Raw genomic sequence first — 15,570 nt, 5'->3', positions numbered from 1 at the left:
GGAGATAAGTGATATGAATCAGGAAATTAAGGAACGCACAAAGTGGTTTATGGACGCCAGATTTGGCATGTTTATCCATTGGGGGCTGTACTCGATCCCGGCGTGCGGCGAATGGGTGATGTCCCAAAAGGAAATGACAGTGGAAGAATACAGGGGCTATTTTGACAAATTTGACCCAGTGGACTATAACCCGAAAAAATGGGTGCGCCTGGCAAAGAATGCGGGAATGAAATATGTAGTGCTGACAGCGAAGCATCATGACGGTTTTTGCCTGTTTGATTCTAAACTGACTGACTACAAAGCGACGAACACTAAAGCCGGAAGGGACCTTGTCCGGGAGTTTGTGGACGCCTGTAGGGAGGAAGGACTGAAGGTGGGCCTTTATTTTTCAATTATAGACTGGCATCATCCTGATTTTCCCAAATATGGCGACAAGCAGCACCCCATGCGGAATAACAAGGCATACAAAGATGAGAAGATTGACTTTGACCGGTATCTTGATTATATGCACGGACAAGTCAGAGAGCTTGTAACCAATTACGGGAGACTAGACTTGCTTTGGTTCGATTTCTCCTATGATGATATGACGGGAGAAAAGTGGCGGGCATCTGATTTGATCCGAATGGTTCGCACCTTCCAACCAGATGTGATTATTGATAACCGTCTGGAAGGTGCAGGAGACAACCATGGCAGTATCGCAAAGGAGCATCCGTTGATCTACAGCGGCGATTTTGCAAGCCCGGAACAAATCATCCCACCTGAAGGAGTATGTGACGAAAAAGGAGAGCCGATCCCCTGGGAACTTTGCGCCACAATGAATAATCATTGGGGATACTGTAATTTTGATCATCAGTACAAAAGCCCGCAGATGTTGGTGCGAAAACTGGTAGAATGTGTGAGTAAAGGCGGAAATATGATTCTCAACGTAGGTCCGGATGCAAAGGGGAATATTCCGACGGAGAGTGTCGATATTCTTGAGAAAGTAGGAAAATGGATGCAGAAAAATAAAGAGAGCATTTATGGATGTGGAATCTCGAAACTGCAAAAACCAGAATGGGGCAGATATACCCAGAAAGAAAATGTGATTTATGCACATGTATATGAGACGCCTCTGGGAGCACTGCCGCTATATGGAATCTCACCTGAACAATTGGTTGAAGTGACATATTTGGCTGATGGTAGTGAGGTTAATCGCGGGGAGGCGTGGAATACAGCTCTTTATCCGGATGTGGCATTTGTATCGTTTGGTGAAGATCCAGTTTTTACATATCCTCTGCCTGATGAAAAGGATACTGTATTGAAAATCTGCTTAAAAGAATTGATATAATTATGTAATTGGAGTTGCAAAATGATTGGTAAATTGAAATATTCATTTGGAATTTTATTTTGTATGGTTATAATCTTGAGTATTATCCCTTTATCCGTAAAACATGTGCAGGCAGAAGAGAGCACTGAAATAAAATATTATTTATCAGATATGGAATGGTATTCTGCTACACATGGAGACGCAGACAATGATAAGACTGTGCAGAAAGATCATCCGTTTACTCCGGGAAACAATGGGGAGGATACAAAGATCAGCCTCCTGATGGAAGATGGGACGACAGAAGTGTTCGATAAAGGATTAGGAACAGTTGCCGCGTCTCCTTCCAGTATTATATATAACATTACAGGTGCAGAAGTAAGTAGATTTACTTGCTACGCAGGTCTTGACAGAACGTCAAATAATACGCTGCCCGGTCATGCGCAGGTGGAGAAGATTGAAGTGATTGCGGATGAGGAGATTGTTTTCAGCACAGAAGATATATATCCCAACGGCATTGACTATAATACTCCCGCTATACTCATAGATATTGATATCGCACAAGATGCAGAGAAAATCGAATTGAGAAGCTATGCCGGAGAACAGACTTGGGGAGATGAAATTGTATATGCTGATGCAAGTTTTATTGCGTCAGGTACATTTCCAAGACCGGATGACTGGACTTCCTATTATTATCTGTCGAATCTGAATTGGACGTCGGCTACCCACGGAGATTCTGATACGAGCAAGCAAGTACAGAAAGACCATCCGTTTACACCGGGAAATAATGGAGAAGATACACCTATCCGGCTGCTAATGCAAAATGGAAATATCCGAACATTTGAAAAGGGCTTAGGAACTGTAGCAGCATATCCTTCAGATATCACTTATAATATCAATGGGGCCGGAGTTTCTAAACTTAAAGCCTACATAGGGATTGACCGAAGCGCAAACAACCAAGCGGCGGGACATGCTATTGTGGAAAAAATAGAGATTTTAGCGGATGATACGGTTCTATACTCGTCTCAGGAAGACTATCCTGAAGGAATTCTGTATACGACCCCTGCGATCCGCGTAGATGTTAAAGTCCCTGAAAATGCATCTATGCTGCATTTAAGATGTTATGCCGGAGAACAAACCTGGGCAGATGAAATTGTATATGCAGATGCCAAGGTTGTGGCAGAGGGACCGTTTATAGATCCCGATGCGTGGGAACCCGAGGAAAAACGTCGTGAAATATCAAATCAAGTTCCGCTGATGATGATTCCGCTATATGCCAATGGAGAAAAATATGCGCAGGCTGAGCGGCAATATACTTTCTGGGGCGATGATACACTGACAGGCAAATGGGAAGAAGTACCAGACGATCTAAAACCTTACACAGTGATAGAACTGCACCCGGATGATCTGCCAAAACAAAATGGAAGCGCAGCAGATTTCTACGAACATTATCTTGAGGAGGCACAAAATTATGTAAATCCAAAGACTGGGGAAAATGAACCGATTCCACTAGTACTTACTGTGTATACAGCGGGAAATCAATATTACTATACGGCTGCGCATTGGCTTACAACGGCATGGATCGAAGAGATGTATGAACAATATAGTTGTCTGCAGGGGATTTTCTGTACAGAGAATTATTGGGTGTGGGCAAGTGGAATTGAAAATATGGCTGCAGAGTATCTTACTATTTCTGCGAAGCATGGCGGATATTTTATCTGGTCAGAACAAAATAATGGAGCATCGATTGAAAAAGCTATGGGCACACAGGGACAGACTGCTTTTAAAGAGGCGGTGGAAAAATACAGTGATTATTTTATATTCATGTACAAAAATACACCTGCCGCAGAGGGGAATGATGCACCAACAAGCAGTTATATGACAGGTCTATGGCTTACTGACTATGTCTATCAGTGGGGTGGACTTATGGATACATGGAAATGGTATGAGACAGGGAAATGGAAACTGTTTGAGAGTGATAATATAGGAAAAACACAGGGGAACCGCCAGTGGCTGTCTGAACCTGAAGCACTATTAGGAATCGAGGCTATGATGATCTACCTCAATGGAGGATGTGTATATAACTTTGAGCATCCAGCGTATACCTATGGCGTAAAAAATGAACAATCTCCACTATACACGAATGTAATACAGGAGTTTTTCAGATATGCAGTTGAGAATCCCGCCCCGACTAAAGATGAAATGTTGAACTCCACAAAGACAATAATACATGGTAATCTGTCTTCCATGGGGAACGGAAACTTTTTTGTAGGCCTGAACACGGAAATGACACAGTCTCCAACTTATATCACGGGAAGATATGGGAATATTCCAGCAGTTCCTTCTTCAATCTCATCGTCTGTCCTCGAAGAAAAATTTAGCGGGACAGGGATCGAAATCGTGGAGCAGGGGGATGAAAGGATCCAAAACATGGAGAAGAGACAGGCATATTTTAATAGTCTTTATGAGAACATGTATGACGGAGATATTTTTGCGCAGAAATTAGAAGATACATGGTATGTATATAATTACAAGTATAATGAAGATGTGAATCAGACTGCAGAAAATATGAGTCTCTCTGTACCAGGTGTAACCGGTGGAGAATGGAATGTTTCTGCGGTGCTGGAACCTCATACATATCTAATCATAAAAGAAAAATCAGACGGTATAACTGTCAGATTAAACAATTACCGGACAAATAAAGATGAACTGTGGGAAGGTGCACAGAACGCTTCTGAAGCGGCGGTGCTGCCTGAGATGAGTAAAAAAGATGCTCTTTCATGGGTGTATACTAATTATATTAATAATACCCAGGATCAGGAACGAAGAACGACCACGATTACATTGACTAATCTGGAAAATGAGCCGACAATAAATAATGTATCAGGCTTGGAAGGTAACTACACGACTCCCGAGATTGTATACGATGCAGAAACAAAAACAGCAAACATTACAGTAATCAGCAATGGTTATGTATACTTCGATATAATGGCAGAGTCGTAACAATATGAAACTAACTGGGACTGGTTTTCTGTTGCATTTATACGATGGTGTGTGAAAATTGACTACCACATGGGCGGAACGCTTGTCTACTATGAGGGGGGATGAGCGGGCACCATACGACTGCAGTGTATTCCGGTGCTGCGTTAAAATATGCGGGAATTCCTGTTTCGGTTGTAATTAAAGCGTATTATGCGTGGCAGTATTTTTCAGAGTTTGAAAAGAAGGAGGAAATCAAAGCATGAAACAGGTAACGAGTGTGCTGATTGGCGCGGGATTACGGGGCGGGTATGTCTATTCCCGATATGCATTGGAACATCCGAATGAACTAAAAGTAGTGGCAGTGGCTGAACCTGACCAGATCCGGCGGGAAGCATTCGCCTTCAGGCACAATATTCCGAAAGATATGCAGTTTAATAGTTATGAGGAATTGTTGAGCAGGGAACGTATGGCGGACTGTGCCATGATCTGTACACAGGACAGGATGCACGCTGAGCCGGTTATCAGAGCAATGGAAAAGGGGTATCATGTATTGTGCGAGAAGCCTATGTCTCCGGAAAAAGATGAAATTTTAAAGATGGGGGAATTTTCCCGCAAATATAACCGTATCCTTTCCGTATGTCATGTGTTGCGTTATTCACCGTTTTTTACAAGTGTGAAGTCGCTGCTTGAGGAAGGGAGAATCGGGCAATTAATGAGTATACAGCATATCGAAGAGGTGGGGTATTGGCACCAAGCACATAGCTTTGTTAGGGGAAACTGGAGGAATGCAAAAGAATCTAGTCCTATGATCTTGCAGAAATGCTGTCATGATATGGATATTCTTCTGTGGCTTTCCGGCAGTCATTGTAAAACAATCAGTTCCTGCGGCGGTTTGACTTACTTCAAAGAACAAAATGCTCCGTCAGAAGCCCCCGGATATTGTATGGATGGGTGTGACCACAGGGATGACTGTCCATTTTATGCCCCTAAATTTTATCTGGAACATCCAAAGGCGGAAGAAGACGGGTTGATCTATGCAGTGACAGATATGACAGATACAGATTCTATTCTCAGGGCACTGCGCAGAGGCCCTTACGGAAGATGTGTCTTTCACTGCGACAATACAGTGGTGGACCACCAGTCTGTGGAAATTGAGTTTGAAAACGAAGTGACGGCTTCCTTTTTAATGACAGCTTTCACTAATCGATGTGCAAGGCGGATCCGGTTGATGGGGACAAAAGGTGAACTAAGTGGTGATATGGAGGCTGGTACTATAGAGCTTATTGATTTTGTGAGTAACTCATTAGAAGTGATTCAGCTTCATACTTCTGCAAAAGGACACAGTGGAAGTGACATGAGTATGATGCGTGATTTTGTGAAAATGATCGGTGAAGGAAAGCAGGGAAAAACAGATGCTTCCATGTCAGTGGAAAGCCATCTCATGGCACTTGCAGCGGAAGATGCCAGAGTAAACAAAGTGACAGTTGACTTTAAGGAGTATGTATGAGTTGACAGATGCCTTCAGCGTGGAAAATCCCAAGGGATATGAGAATGAAAAGGTTTATATGATGAATTGGGCTGCGATATCTCCATCTTTGGAGCAATTAGCTGAATATATTAACAACCCGTTATGGGTAGAGTTTAATAGCCGTATACAGTCCGCTTACTAAGTAAACCCTGCAAGTAATATAGCCGTTGTTCTATGCAGGTAGGCTGGAATATGAAATATAAAAGAGTGGGAAATCTTTCTGCACGCTTTATCCCATGCAAGTATATTTTATAACTCTTGTCGTGATTGGTAGGAAGGAAATGAGGGAGGCGGAACTCTTGATACCTCTATGTTCTGACTATGTGCAGACAGTATTTAAAAACACAAAGGTAGGAAACGGGCAGAAATGGTTGATGATAGAAGGGCGGGATAGAGAAATTCTGCAGGACGTGTTTAGCCTGCTCCAACTCCGAATAGGTAAATAATATAAAGCCGCTCACTATACTGGGTTTTCAATTCAGAAAGGAGCGGCTTTCAGTATATTTGGATTCTTATATTTGATACGGTGTTGTCACGCTATATAGGTAGTAATCGCAATAGGTATTCACTATTTTTCCGGAAAGCCCGATGCCTGAACGGGATTCGCGCAGGGAAAGTTCGTACTTTTTGTGAGTTTCTTTGGAAATGTATAAATGTTATTCTAAAATACAAAGGTTATGCTTCTTTGGGCAGCCATTGCATACATAATTCGGCTTGCTTAACCGAAGGTATACTTCGAGCTGATACATAATCGAAACAGTGGGAGCGAGGACGCAGTTGTTATAAACCCTTCCGGAGCATCCGGTATATTATGAGTTAAAAAAGCATTAAGCGAAAAATATAACTTAACAGAACACAAAAAGGGGCTGTGGGGTAATGAGATTTTTCAGACCCGCTTCCTCAAAAAGGCATATTCCAGAGAATTCCATGCTTTCTAGCACAGGTTCTTCTGTGGGATATGTCTCTTTTTCTGTTTCCCGTTCTGTTTTTGCGAGGGTTCTTTTTATCTAGCAGCTTTTTCCTTCAAATTAATGTATTTCTCATGAAGAAACCGGTGGTATTTAAATTCCTGCCAATCGCACACCGCATAAATTCCTTGTATTCCGTCTCTGTTTTCTCTTGACTTATAAATCCTACATGTGTAGTATTCCTTTTAAAACCTATAGATACATGGGATTTATAACAGCTGAATGGAGGCAGATATGAGGTTTGAAGAAAAAGGCAGGTACAAACAGAAGATGAGAAGAAACTGGCTCATTCTTATTATATTGCTCTTGGGTATTTCCGGATGTGCTGATACATCCCGGACAGAACCTGGAAACGATGGAAAAGGAAGCGGGGCGGTAAAGTCTGGGAATAAGGTTCAGGAGGAAGCAGACCCCGTGATAGAGATTGGATGTGAGCCTTTTAGAGATGCCGAGGAAGCAGGCCGTATGGATGATTTGGAAATGTTCCGCAGTATTGTAACCCGGTTTGGCGATTATGGTTATGCGGCAGTTGACGGAAGAAATCAGATTGATATGGCAGAATCGGAACATGTCATCAGTTTCTGCGGGAAAGTAGATACGAAAGCGGAGGGAAGGCTCACCCTTATAAAAATCAACGACCTGGAGGGGTTCTTGGACGGGATTGTGAAATATGACCTGGAGACAGAAGGTGGGGAGGTAGAGGTTACTACCAGCTATTACAAGTATAAGGAGCAGGACTTGGAAAAGTTGTCTACATCCAGTTTTCATGCAGACCGGTGGGAATATACAGAGGATGTGTATCTGATGCTTTCCAGCAGCTATTATTCAGAACAGTTAGATGTGCTCACTATGAGTGAAGCGAACGAGTATGCTACACTCCGGGTACTTCCTTTAGACGAGACATGCAGGGAGCTGAACCGGCAGTATATCCTTCCGGCCGGTTATGAGAGAAACAATCTATTCCTGACGGACTGGAATGAAAATGATTTTGCGGCTTTGGATTTCTATGATTTGTATGACCTGTTTTACCTCAGAGTGAATGGCAGTCAGGTTCCATATGGTATGGACGACAACTTAGGAGTTGGAGCGGTATACAGGATAACGAAAGATGAATTCGAGATTGTTATTCAAAGTTATATCAACATAGATAGCAGTACATTGCAGTCAAAAACTGTATTCTATTCAGAGGATGGGACGTATGAATATAAGCCGAGAGGCTTTTATGAAGTGGAATACCCGGAGTATCCATTTCCGGAAGTGGTTAAGTATACGGAAAATAGCGACGGAACCATAACGCTGACAGTTAATGTGGTATTTCCCTACGCAGGCATTTTCAAAGTATATTCCCACGAGGTGGTAGTCCGCCATTTGGAAGGTGGAGGGGTACAGTATGTATCTAACCGGATCATACCGTCAGATGAAAATCAAGAGGGAATCTGGCATAAGCCGCGTTTGACTCCAGCACAGTGGGAAGAGATGTATGGAAGCATGGAATGATGGAAAATGTGAAATGACTGATTAAAAAGGGGGTGCTTCCATAATAGTATTGCTGGTTACTGTTATCGCCTGCAGCATAGTCTTAAGAGGACCGGAGCATGAGAAGACGGAAGATATGGAAGGAAGCTGTAAACAGCAGGCAGAATCCCCTGACTCCCAAGCGTTAGTTATCCCCGAGAGGAAGGTCTGCCTCTTTACAGAGGAAGAAAGGAAGCAGATTCAGGAGATAGCGTTGACGGTAGCGGAGCAGGTAAAAGGCATCTATCAGAACATAGAGGTTGCTGACGGCCCTGCTTTTTCATCGAATATTGTAGAGTTTACAGGCGAACAGTGTAAGGAAGTGGTTTCAATTCTTGGCCAGGCGGGGTTTGTAAGCATTACGAAGGACTGCAACATGGTAAATCCGGAAAAAATCCTTGCATTTTATTCCGAGTATCTGAACCAAAGAGAGTCCATGGTTACGATCTTCCAAGTGAATCCGGACGGCTTTATCGGTGCAGTCACTTTCCTGTACAGGAAGAATGAACTGCAGACCTATTATGTAGGGATAGGCTGGCAGCAGGGCGGCATACCTGAGATAAGGAGTACTTTGGAAAATAGCATAGCCGAAATTAAATTAACGGAAAAAGGATATTTTATTTATTCTTATGAAATCCTGATTCCACATTCAAGCCTGTGCCAGTACTGGAGAACGAGTCCGATATCAGATAAGTGCAGGGAATTAATCCAAAAGTATATAACCGGACTAAGCTATGTAAATTGCAATATGCCTGTGACGAACTGGGACAGCAGTAATGTGGAGGATATCCTGATGCATTGTATGTTTGAAGAAATTTACCGTATTTGCACAGGTGTAATTTTCAGAACAAAGAACAGAACTGTCCCCTGGTAGAAAATGAGAAAAACCAGCAGAAACAAGATATTCTTGCCCTACTGGTCTTACTCAGGCTAGTATTTTTCTGGAACCCGAATATTAGCCACATTTTGAAACTTATATTTTTTTACCATATGTTTCTTCATAAGAACCAAATTGTAACGGTAACAATCTGCTATGCCATCCGCAAAGGAGTCTGTATTACCTTCGCGCAATTGCTGAAGCGCTAGAAAGACTTGCTTATTGAGATGTAAAAGTGTATGTTTTTTGGATGGATAATAAGCAAAATGGTGCCCCCATTCAAGAAGATGATTGGTTTCAGATAAGATAACATATAAAGGTTCTAACATAGTATGTTTCATTATGGATTCCAAAATATCTGCCAAATAAATAGAGTCTGATGAAGTAAATCTTTCTTCTAACTCGTCCAATTCTTCTTTGGTAAACTGTGGAGCTGCCACTAAAGCCGCCGGGCGAATAATTAATACCATTAGCTGCAAGGCGTGAAGGTAACGCAATGCTTTTTCTACAAATCCAGAATTAAGAGCCAGCTGATGAAGTTTCGTGTCATCCGGTTTTATAACTACAGTGCCTTTACCATTCAATGTTTTTACAAAACCTCTTTGTTCAAGCTCTGACAATGCTTTTCTGACTGTCGATAAAGAGACATCATACTGGCTGGCCAGCTGCTTTTCATATGGAAGATACATTCCGACAGAATATTCTCCAAGACCAATTTTTAGGTTCAACTCATTAACAATTTTTGAGTAATAGTAATCCTGACCACGCATGGGATTCCACGAATACGATATACCAGTTTGAGCAGGACATTTAGGCGTTGTATCTGACAAGTAATTTAACGTACATTCAATGGAATCTGTAAGTCTTTGATACATATTTGATAACTTCTTGTACTTTGTTTGTGGATCATCACTCTTTAATATATCTATAATGACGCTGGTTACGGATACAGATCCCTCTAAAAAGTGCCTAGCGAAATAAGGACAATCTTCTGTAAAAAATGTAATCTTGTTATAAAGACCAAATGTAGAATAGAGTTCGCTGAATAGTGAATTACCACCTATTTTTAATATATCGTATGCTAATTTAGAAGGAGCACGCCATCCACCTGAAGAATGTCCCATACGCAATACTTTTATAGACTGTTTATAGTGGGGCAGTATCTCCACATCACACCCCTGCAATGCAAAAACCAAAAGTGAAGGAAGTATTAGAGCAAATGTTTGATATATCTGTAAAATACCTTCTTTTTGTTTTAAAATGTCGAAAACAGTATGTGATGAATTAGAAGTAGCCTTTCCTGAAACAACGATTGGTGCAAGGCGAGGCTGAATATCTACCAGCCCTTCCTCCCGCAATGCGTCAAAGACACGGTTAATCGTATATCTGCTAACATGGAATTGATTGCAAAACATCCTCGAAGATGACAATGAATTTCCGGGAAGTACCTGGCCTTCTAAAATACTTTGCTTAATTTCGTTATAAACAAATGTAAATTTTGTTTCCTGTGGTTTCATCATTCGCCTCCTATCTGTCCGAATTATATCATGACGAACTATTTTTGTCAGTATCTACACATTACCTATTTGCTTACCTTACCAATATGGTTATTGCTAGTATGTAAGGATACATTTATAATAAAACCGTAAAATTATTTTGAAAGAGTTAAAATCATGGAAAAACAAAAAATCTTGATTGTGGACGATTCAGAAATGAATCGCGCTTTTTTGGTAGATATCCTGGAAGAGCAATATGATGTAATTGAGGCTGATAATGGTGTAGAAGCAATTTCACTCCTCTCAAAGCAAAGATCAGATTTTTCTCTTCTGCTTCTGGACATTATGATGCCTGAAATGGATGGCTTTGAAGTATTAGCCTACATAAACAAATACCACTGGAATGACACATTTGCTGTTATCATGATTTCTGCTGATGATTCCCCCACGAATATTAAACGAGCCTATGACTTGGGAGCGTTTGATTATATAAGCCGTCCTTTTGATTCGACCATTGTCCAGCGTCGAATTTCTAATACGATGCTTTTATATGCACGGCAGCAGCGTCTTGAAAAAATTATCGCAGAACAATTTCACGAACAGGAAAAGAATAATAAGCTGATGATCTCAATCCTGTCTCATATTGTGGAATTCCGTAATGGAGAGAGTGGCCTACATATACTACATGTCAATACGATTACAAAATATTTGCTAAAGCAGTTGGTTCAGCTTACAGATCAATATTCTTTGTCAAAAGCAGATATTTCATTGATCAGCACTGCTTCTGCGCTGCATGATATTGGGAAAATCTCAATTTCAGATGCAATACTGAATAAACCTGGACGACTTACAGCAGAGGAATTTGAAGTGATAAAAACTCATTCCATGGTCGGCGCCAATATGCTATTAGACCTGCCCATTGAGCAGCAGGAGGCTCCGCTTGTCAAAGTGGCTACTGAGATTTGCCGGTGGCATCACGAAAGGTATGATGGCAATGGTTATCCGGATGGATTGAAGGGCGAGGAGATCCCCATAGCTGCCCAGGTGGTTGCCCTGGCTGATGTTTACGATGCTTTGACCAGTGAACGATGTTATAAGAAAGCTTATTCACATGAACAAGCTTTGAAAATGATCTTAGAAGGACAATGTGGTGCATTTAATCCTTCTCTTTTACTGTGCCTTCAAGAAATTGCGGACACACTTGAAAGTGAGCTTATGGATACCTCCCCGGAACAAGAGACTAAAAATATTCAGGATATAAGAAATAAAATAGACTACGACAGGCTGTTTTACTATGAAAAATACACTTTCCTGTCCCGCAAACAACGGCATTTAAAATTATTATATATTGATTCCTTAACCAATGTTTACAATCGCCGTTATTATGACGAGCATTTTCAAGGTGCAAATGATATTCAGGCGATGGTGGTAATAGATGTAGATAATTTTAAGCATATCAATGACAATTATGGCCACGATGTAGGCGATATCGTATTGCAAAACATTGCACAAACTGTTTTATCCTCTGTACGAAAAACAGATGCCGTTATCCGTTATGGAGGCGATGAATTTGTAATCATCTTTTTCAGTATTCCTGCAGATATATTTGAGAAAAAATTTGAGAGGATCAGGCGTTCTGTTGATATTCTGATAATTGATGACCGTCCCGAACTACATATGTCAGTAAGCATAGGCGGAGTATATGGAATAGGAACCACAAAAGAACTTTTCAAAGCTGCAGACAATATGATGTATCAATCAAAAAAAGTAAAAAATAAAGTGACCATATGTTTTCTAAACGAGAGAGAAGGCAGCATAGACAACATTTAAAATGAAGGAATTGTGATTATGAATCTAAAAGAATGTTATATAAAATTCGGCGGCGATTTTGATGAGGTATTGGGTAGACTGAGGCGTGAACAGACCGTTCAGAAATTTGTTTACAAATTCTTGGACGATAAAAGCTTTTACTTGTTTGAAACGTCTATGGGAAATAAGGATTATGAAGAGGCTCTAAGAGCTGTTCATACACTCAAAGGAATTTGTCAAAATCTTTCTTTTACCAGATTGTTTGAAAGTAGTAATTTGGTAACAAAAGCATTAAAAGAAAACGATTGGAATACAGCTGTCGAAATGATGTCAAAATTATCAATGGATTACTATGAAATAATCAATGTCATTAAAGAATTTAAGAGTTCCGGGGAGGAATAACATCAATGGGAAACAGTAAAAAAATGAATTCTACAACACGTTTTCTAATATGCAGTTTCATTGGGCTTTTGGTCTTTAGTATTATTATTTTCAGTCTGCTCGGGGTCTATATGAGCCGAAAAAGTAAAAATACCGTTTATGAAATTGGTAACATATATATGTCCGGAATGAATGAACAGATGTCCAGGCACTTTGAAACTGTGATTAAATTACGTTTTGATCAGGTCAGCGGCGTTGTTTCGGTTGTCTCAACAGATAACAAAGATAGGGAGAGTCTATATGAAGAACTTACTTACAGGGCGCAGGTCAGGGGTTTTGACTATTTAGCGCTTTGCTCTGCTGGGGGAGATTTTCAGACACTTTATGGACGATCCATACAGCCACTTAACCCAGAACCTTTTGTAGAAGCATTATTACAAGGGGAACAACGAGTTGCCGTTGGCGTTGATGCTGATGGAAATGAAGTGGTATTGTTTGGCGTTGACGCTGCTTATCCGATGCACAATGGAGATAGGAGTACTGGCCTCATCGCAGCCGTTCCTCTGGAGTATATTACCGATTTTCTTTCTTTAGAGGATGATGAGCAGCTGATGTATTATCATGTTATCAGGTCAGACGGTAGTTTTGTAATACAAAACCCCAACACTGAGTTGTGGAATTTTTTTGTACAACTACAAGGGCAGCTTGATTCTAAAGCAGATGAATTATCTGTAGATAATTCTATTAAAGAATTTGGTGATGCACTAAAAAATCACGAAGAATATGCTACAACATTTGAAGTAAATGGTGAGGAACGGCAAATATATGGTATCTCATTACCCTATTCTGAGTGGTATTTAGTGTCGGTAATGCCTTATAGTATATTGGACGATGCCATAAATAATCTGAGCAACCAGCGTATGTTCATGACATTATTGTCCTGTGCCGCTATTTTGGTCATTCTGACATTGATTTTTCTTCGGTATTTCTCCATAACCCGTTCTCAGGTGCATGAATTGGAGAAGGCCCGGCAGGCTGCTCTTGAAGCGAACAAAGCCAAAAGTGAATTTTTAGCAAATATGAGCCATGATATCCGTACACCCATGAATGCGATCGTAGGCATGACCGCGATTGCCACAGCCCATATAGATGACAGGAAACAGGTACAGAACTGCCTTAGAAAAATAACATTATCAAGTAAACACCTTTTAGGACTGATCAATGATGTTTTGGATATGTCAAAAATAGAAAGTGGCAAATTAACGTTAACAACAGAGCAAATTTCATTAAAGGAAGTTGTTGAAGGAATTGTTAACATTATGCAGCCACAGGTTAAGTCAAAAAAGCAAACGTTTGATATACATGTTGAAAATATCTTAACAGAGAATGTGTGGTGCGACGGTGTCCGCTTGAATCAGGTTTTACTAAATCTCTTATCAAATGCAACGAAGTATACACCAGAGGGTGGTTCGATACAATTATCGCTTTCTGAAGAAAGATCTCCGAAAGGTGAAAACTATGTCCGAATTCATATCAAGGTCAAGGATAACGGAATTGGTATGTCGCCAGATTTCCTAAAAAAAATATATGAATCCTATAGCCGTGCGGATGGAGCCAGGATACATAAAACTGAGGGTGCTGGTTTGGGAATGGCAATTACAAAGTACATTGTGGATGCAATGGAAGGAACCATTGATATACAAAGTGAGCCTGATAAAGGGACAGAATTTCTTCTCATGCTTGATTTTGAAAAGGCGGCTGCAATGGAAATGGATATGGTTCTTCCTTCCTGGAATATGCTGGTGGTTGATGATGACGAATTATTATGTGAGACAGCCACGGACGCACTAAAATCTATCGGAATAAATGCTGAATGGACATTAAGCGGAGAAAAGGCGATAGAACTGGTAAACCAACACCATAAAAAGAGAGATGATTATCAAATCATTCTATTAGATTGGAAACTGCCCGGCATGAATGGGATTCAGGTTGCAAAAGAAATCAGGCGTAATTTAGGGGATGAAGTACCAATTCTGCTGATTTCTGCATATGACTGGAGTGAATTTGAAGCGGAGGCCCGTGAAGCGGGTATCAGTGGTTTTATTTCCAAGCCGCTTTTTAAATCTACGCTGTATCATGCTTTGCGTCAGTATATGGACATTGAAACAGAAAATGACCAGACATTGAATCAAAATATTGATCTATCCGGACGGCGTATCCTGCTCGCTGAAGATAATGAGCTTAACTGGGAGGTCGCAAGAGAATTGTTATCTGATTTGGGAGTAGAATTGGATTGGGCAGAAGATGGACAGATATGTCTGGATAAGTTTGAAAAATCATCAGAAGGTTATTATGATGCCATTCTTATGGACATACGAATGCCGCATATGACAGGATATGAGGCAACAAAAGCGATTCGGGGACTGGATCATCCGGATGCCTTATCTATTCCAATCATAGCTATGAGTGCAGATGCTTTTTCTGATGACATACAGCATTGCTTGGAATGTGGTATGAATGCCCATATAGCAAAGCCAATCGATGTCATAGAATTGACCCGCTTATTGAAAAGATATTTAATATAAATCTATCCCAAAAAGTACCTGTCCGAGAGAACGCACTTTTATATTTATTACAACTTTCTACTTTTGCTACGGTGTATAAAGGATGGATTTGTCCACTTGATTAGACGTGATCTGTATTTGAGTAAT

General features: G+C 40.7%; 10 protein-coding genes. 9 read left to right on the top strand and 1 reads right to left on the bottom strand.

Annotated features, from left to right (window positions below; genetic code table 11):
* Positions 1-13: 13 nt before the first annotated feature.
* From LC508_RS18295 to LC508_RS18270, 6 genes are all read left to right on the top strand, one after another.
* On the top strand, positions 14-1,327 hold the full coding sequence (locus LC508_RS18295; RefSeq protein WP_033140159.1) for an alpha-L-fucosidase: 1,314 nt from the start codon (positions 14-16) through the stop codon (positions 1,325-1,327).
* A 21-nt stretch (positions 1,328-1,348) separates the two neighbouring features.
* Positions 1,349-4,306, top strand: coding sequence for a glycoside hydrolase family 98 domain-containing protein (locus LC508_RS18290; RefSeq protein WP_225305214.1), 2,958 nt, complete (start codon positions 1,349-1,351; stop codon positions 4,304-4,306).
* 238 nt (positions 4,307-4,544) lie between these two features.
* Positions 4,545-5,792 (top strand): Gfo/Idh/MocA family protein, encoded by a 1,248-nt coding sequence (locus LC508_RS18285; RefSeq protein ID WP_033140158.1) that lies wholly within the window; start codon positions 4,545-4,547, stop codon positions 5,790-5,792.
* 257 nt (positions 5,793-6,049) lie between these two features.
* Positions 6,050-6,259, top strand: a complete 210-nt coding sequence (locus LC508_RS18280) for a DUF3788 family protein (protein WP_225305213.1) — start codon at positions 6,050-6,052, stop codon at positions 6,257-6,259.
* A 756-nt stretch (positions 6,260-7,015) separates the two neighbouring features.
* A complete protein-coding gene (locus LC508_RS18275) occupies positions 7,016-8,278 on the top strand; it encodes a DUF6070 family protein (protein ID WP_225305212.1) in 1,263 nt (420 codons plus the stop codon).
* 115 nt (positions 8,279-8,393) lie between these two features.
* Positions 8,394-9,170 (top strand): DUF6070 family protein, encoded by a 777-nt coding sequence (locus tag LC508_RS18270; RefSeq protein ID WP_146051698.1) that lies wholly within the window; start codon positions 8,394-8,396, stop codon positions 9,168-9,170.
* Between the two features lie 56 nt (positions 9,171-9,226).
* Here the strand turns inward: LC508_RS18270 and LC508_RS18265 are convergent, their stop codons facing one another.
* Positions 9,227-10,690 carry a GntR family transcriptional regulator gene (locus LC508_RS18265; protein ID WP_033140156.1) on the bottom strand — a complete coding sequence of 488 codons (1,464 nt, stop codon included), beginning with the start codon at positions 10,688-10,690 and terminating at the stop codon, positions 9,227-9,229.
* A gap of 156 nt (positions 10,691-10,846) precedes the next feature.
* On the opposite strand from LC508_RS18265, the gene LC508_RS18260 reads away from it, so the two are divergent.
* The 3 genes from LC508_RS18260 to LC508_RS18250 are packed head-to-tail and all read left to right on the top strand — an operon-like array spanning position 10,847 to position 15,444.
* Positions 10,847-12,499: a diguanylate cyclase gene (locus LC508_RS18260; RefSeq protein WP_118594072.1), complete on the top strand. Its 1,653-nt coding sequence runs from the start codon at positions 10,847-10,849 to the stop codon at positions 12,497-12,499.
* An 18-nt stretch (positions 12,500-12,517) separates the two neighbouring features.
* The gene (locus LC508_RS18255; RefSeq protein WP_033140154.1) at positions 12,518-12,880 is read left to right on the top strand and encodes an Hpt domain-containing protein; all 363 of its coding nucleotides are present in this window, start codon (positions 12,518-12,520) and stop codon (positions 12,878-12,880) included.
* 5 nt (positions 12,881-12,885) lie between these two features.
* Complete coding sequence (locus LC508_RS18250) at positions 12,886-15,444, top strand: hybrid sensor histidine kinase/response regulator (protein WP_054351667.1); 2,559 nt, start codon at positions 12,886-12,888, stop codon at positions 15,442-15,444.
* Positions 15,445-15,570 lie beyond the last annotated feature (126 nt).

The organism is Blautia parvula, assembly GCF_020215665.1.
Taxonomy (GTDB): Bacteria; Bacillota; Clostridia; order Lachnospirales; family Lachnospiraceae; genus Blautia; species Blautia celeris.
The sequence above is the reverse complement of the archived record's forward strand: the minus strand, read 5'-3'. Positions and strand labels throughout refer to the sequence as shown.

Excerpts from the sequence above, each read along its gene's own strand:
- LC508_RS18295 (WP_033140159.1), top strand. The coding sequence starts at position 14 with ATGAATCAGGAAATTAAGGAACGCACAAAGTGGTTTATGGACGCCAGA.
- LC508_RS18290 (WP_225305214.1), top strand. The coding sequence starts at position 1,349 with ATGATTGGTAAATTGAAATATTCATTTGGAATTTTATTTTGTATGGTT.
- LC508_RS18285 (WP_033140158.1), top strand. The coding sequence starts at position 4,545 with ATGAAACAGGTAACGAGTGTGCTGATTGGCGCGGGATTACGGGGCGGG.
- LC508_RS18280 (WP_225305213.1), top strand. The coding sequence starts at position 6,050 with ATGCAAGTATATTTTATAACTCTTGTCGTGATTGGTAGGAAGGAAATG.
- LC508_RS18275 (WP_225305212.1), top strand. The coding sequence starts at position 7,016 with ATGAGGTTTGAAGAAAAAGGCAGGTACAAACAGAAGATGAGAAGAAAC.
- LC508_RS18270 (WP_146051698.1), top strand. The coding sequence starts at position 8,394 with ATGGAAGGAAGCTGTAAACAGCAGGCAGAATCCCCTGACTCCCAAGCG.
- LC508_RS18265 (WP_033140156.1), bottom strand. The coding sequence starts at position 10,690 with ATGAAACCACAGGAAACAAAATTTACATTTGTTTATAACGAAATTAAG.
- LC508_RS18260 (WP_118594072.1), top strand. The coding sequence starts at position 10,847 with ATGGAAAAACAAAAAATCTTGATTGTGGACGATTCAGAAATGAATCGC.
- LC508_RS18255 (WP_033140154.1), top strand. The coding sequence starts at position 12,518 with ATGAATCTAAAAGAATGTTATATAAAATTCGGCGGCGATTTTGATGAG.
- LC508_RS18250 (WP_054351667.1), top strand. The coding sequence starts at position 12,886 with ATGGGAAACAGTAAAAAAATGAATTCTACAACACGTTTTCTAATATGC.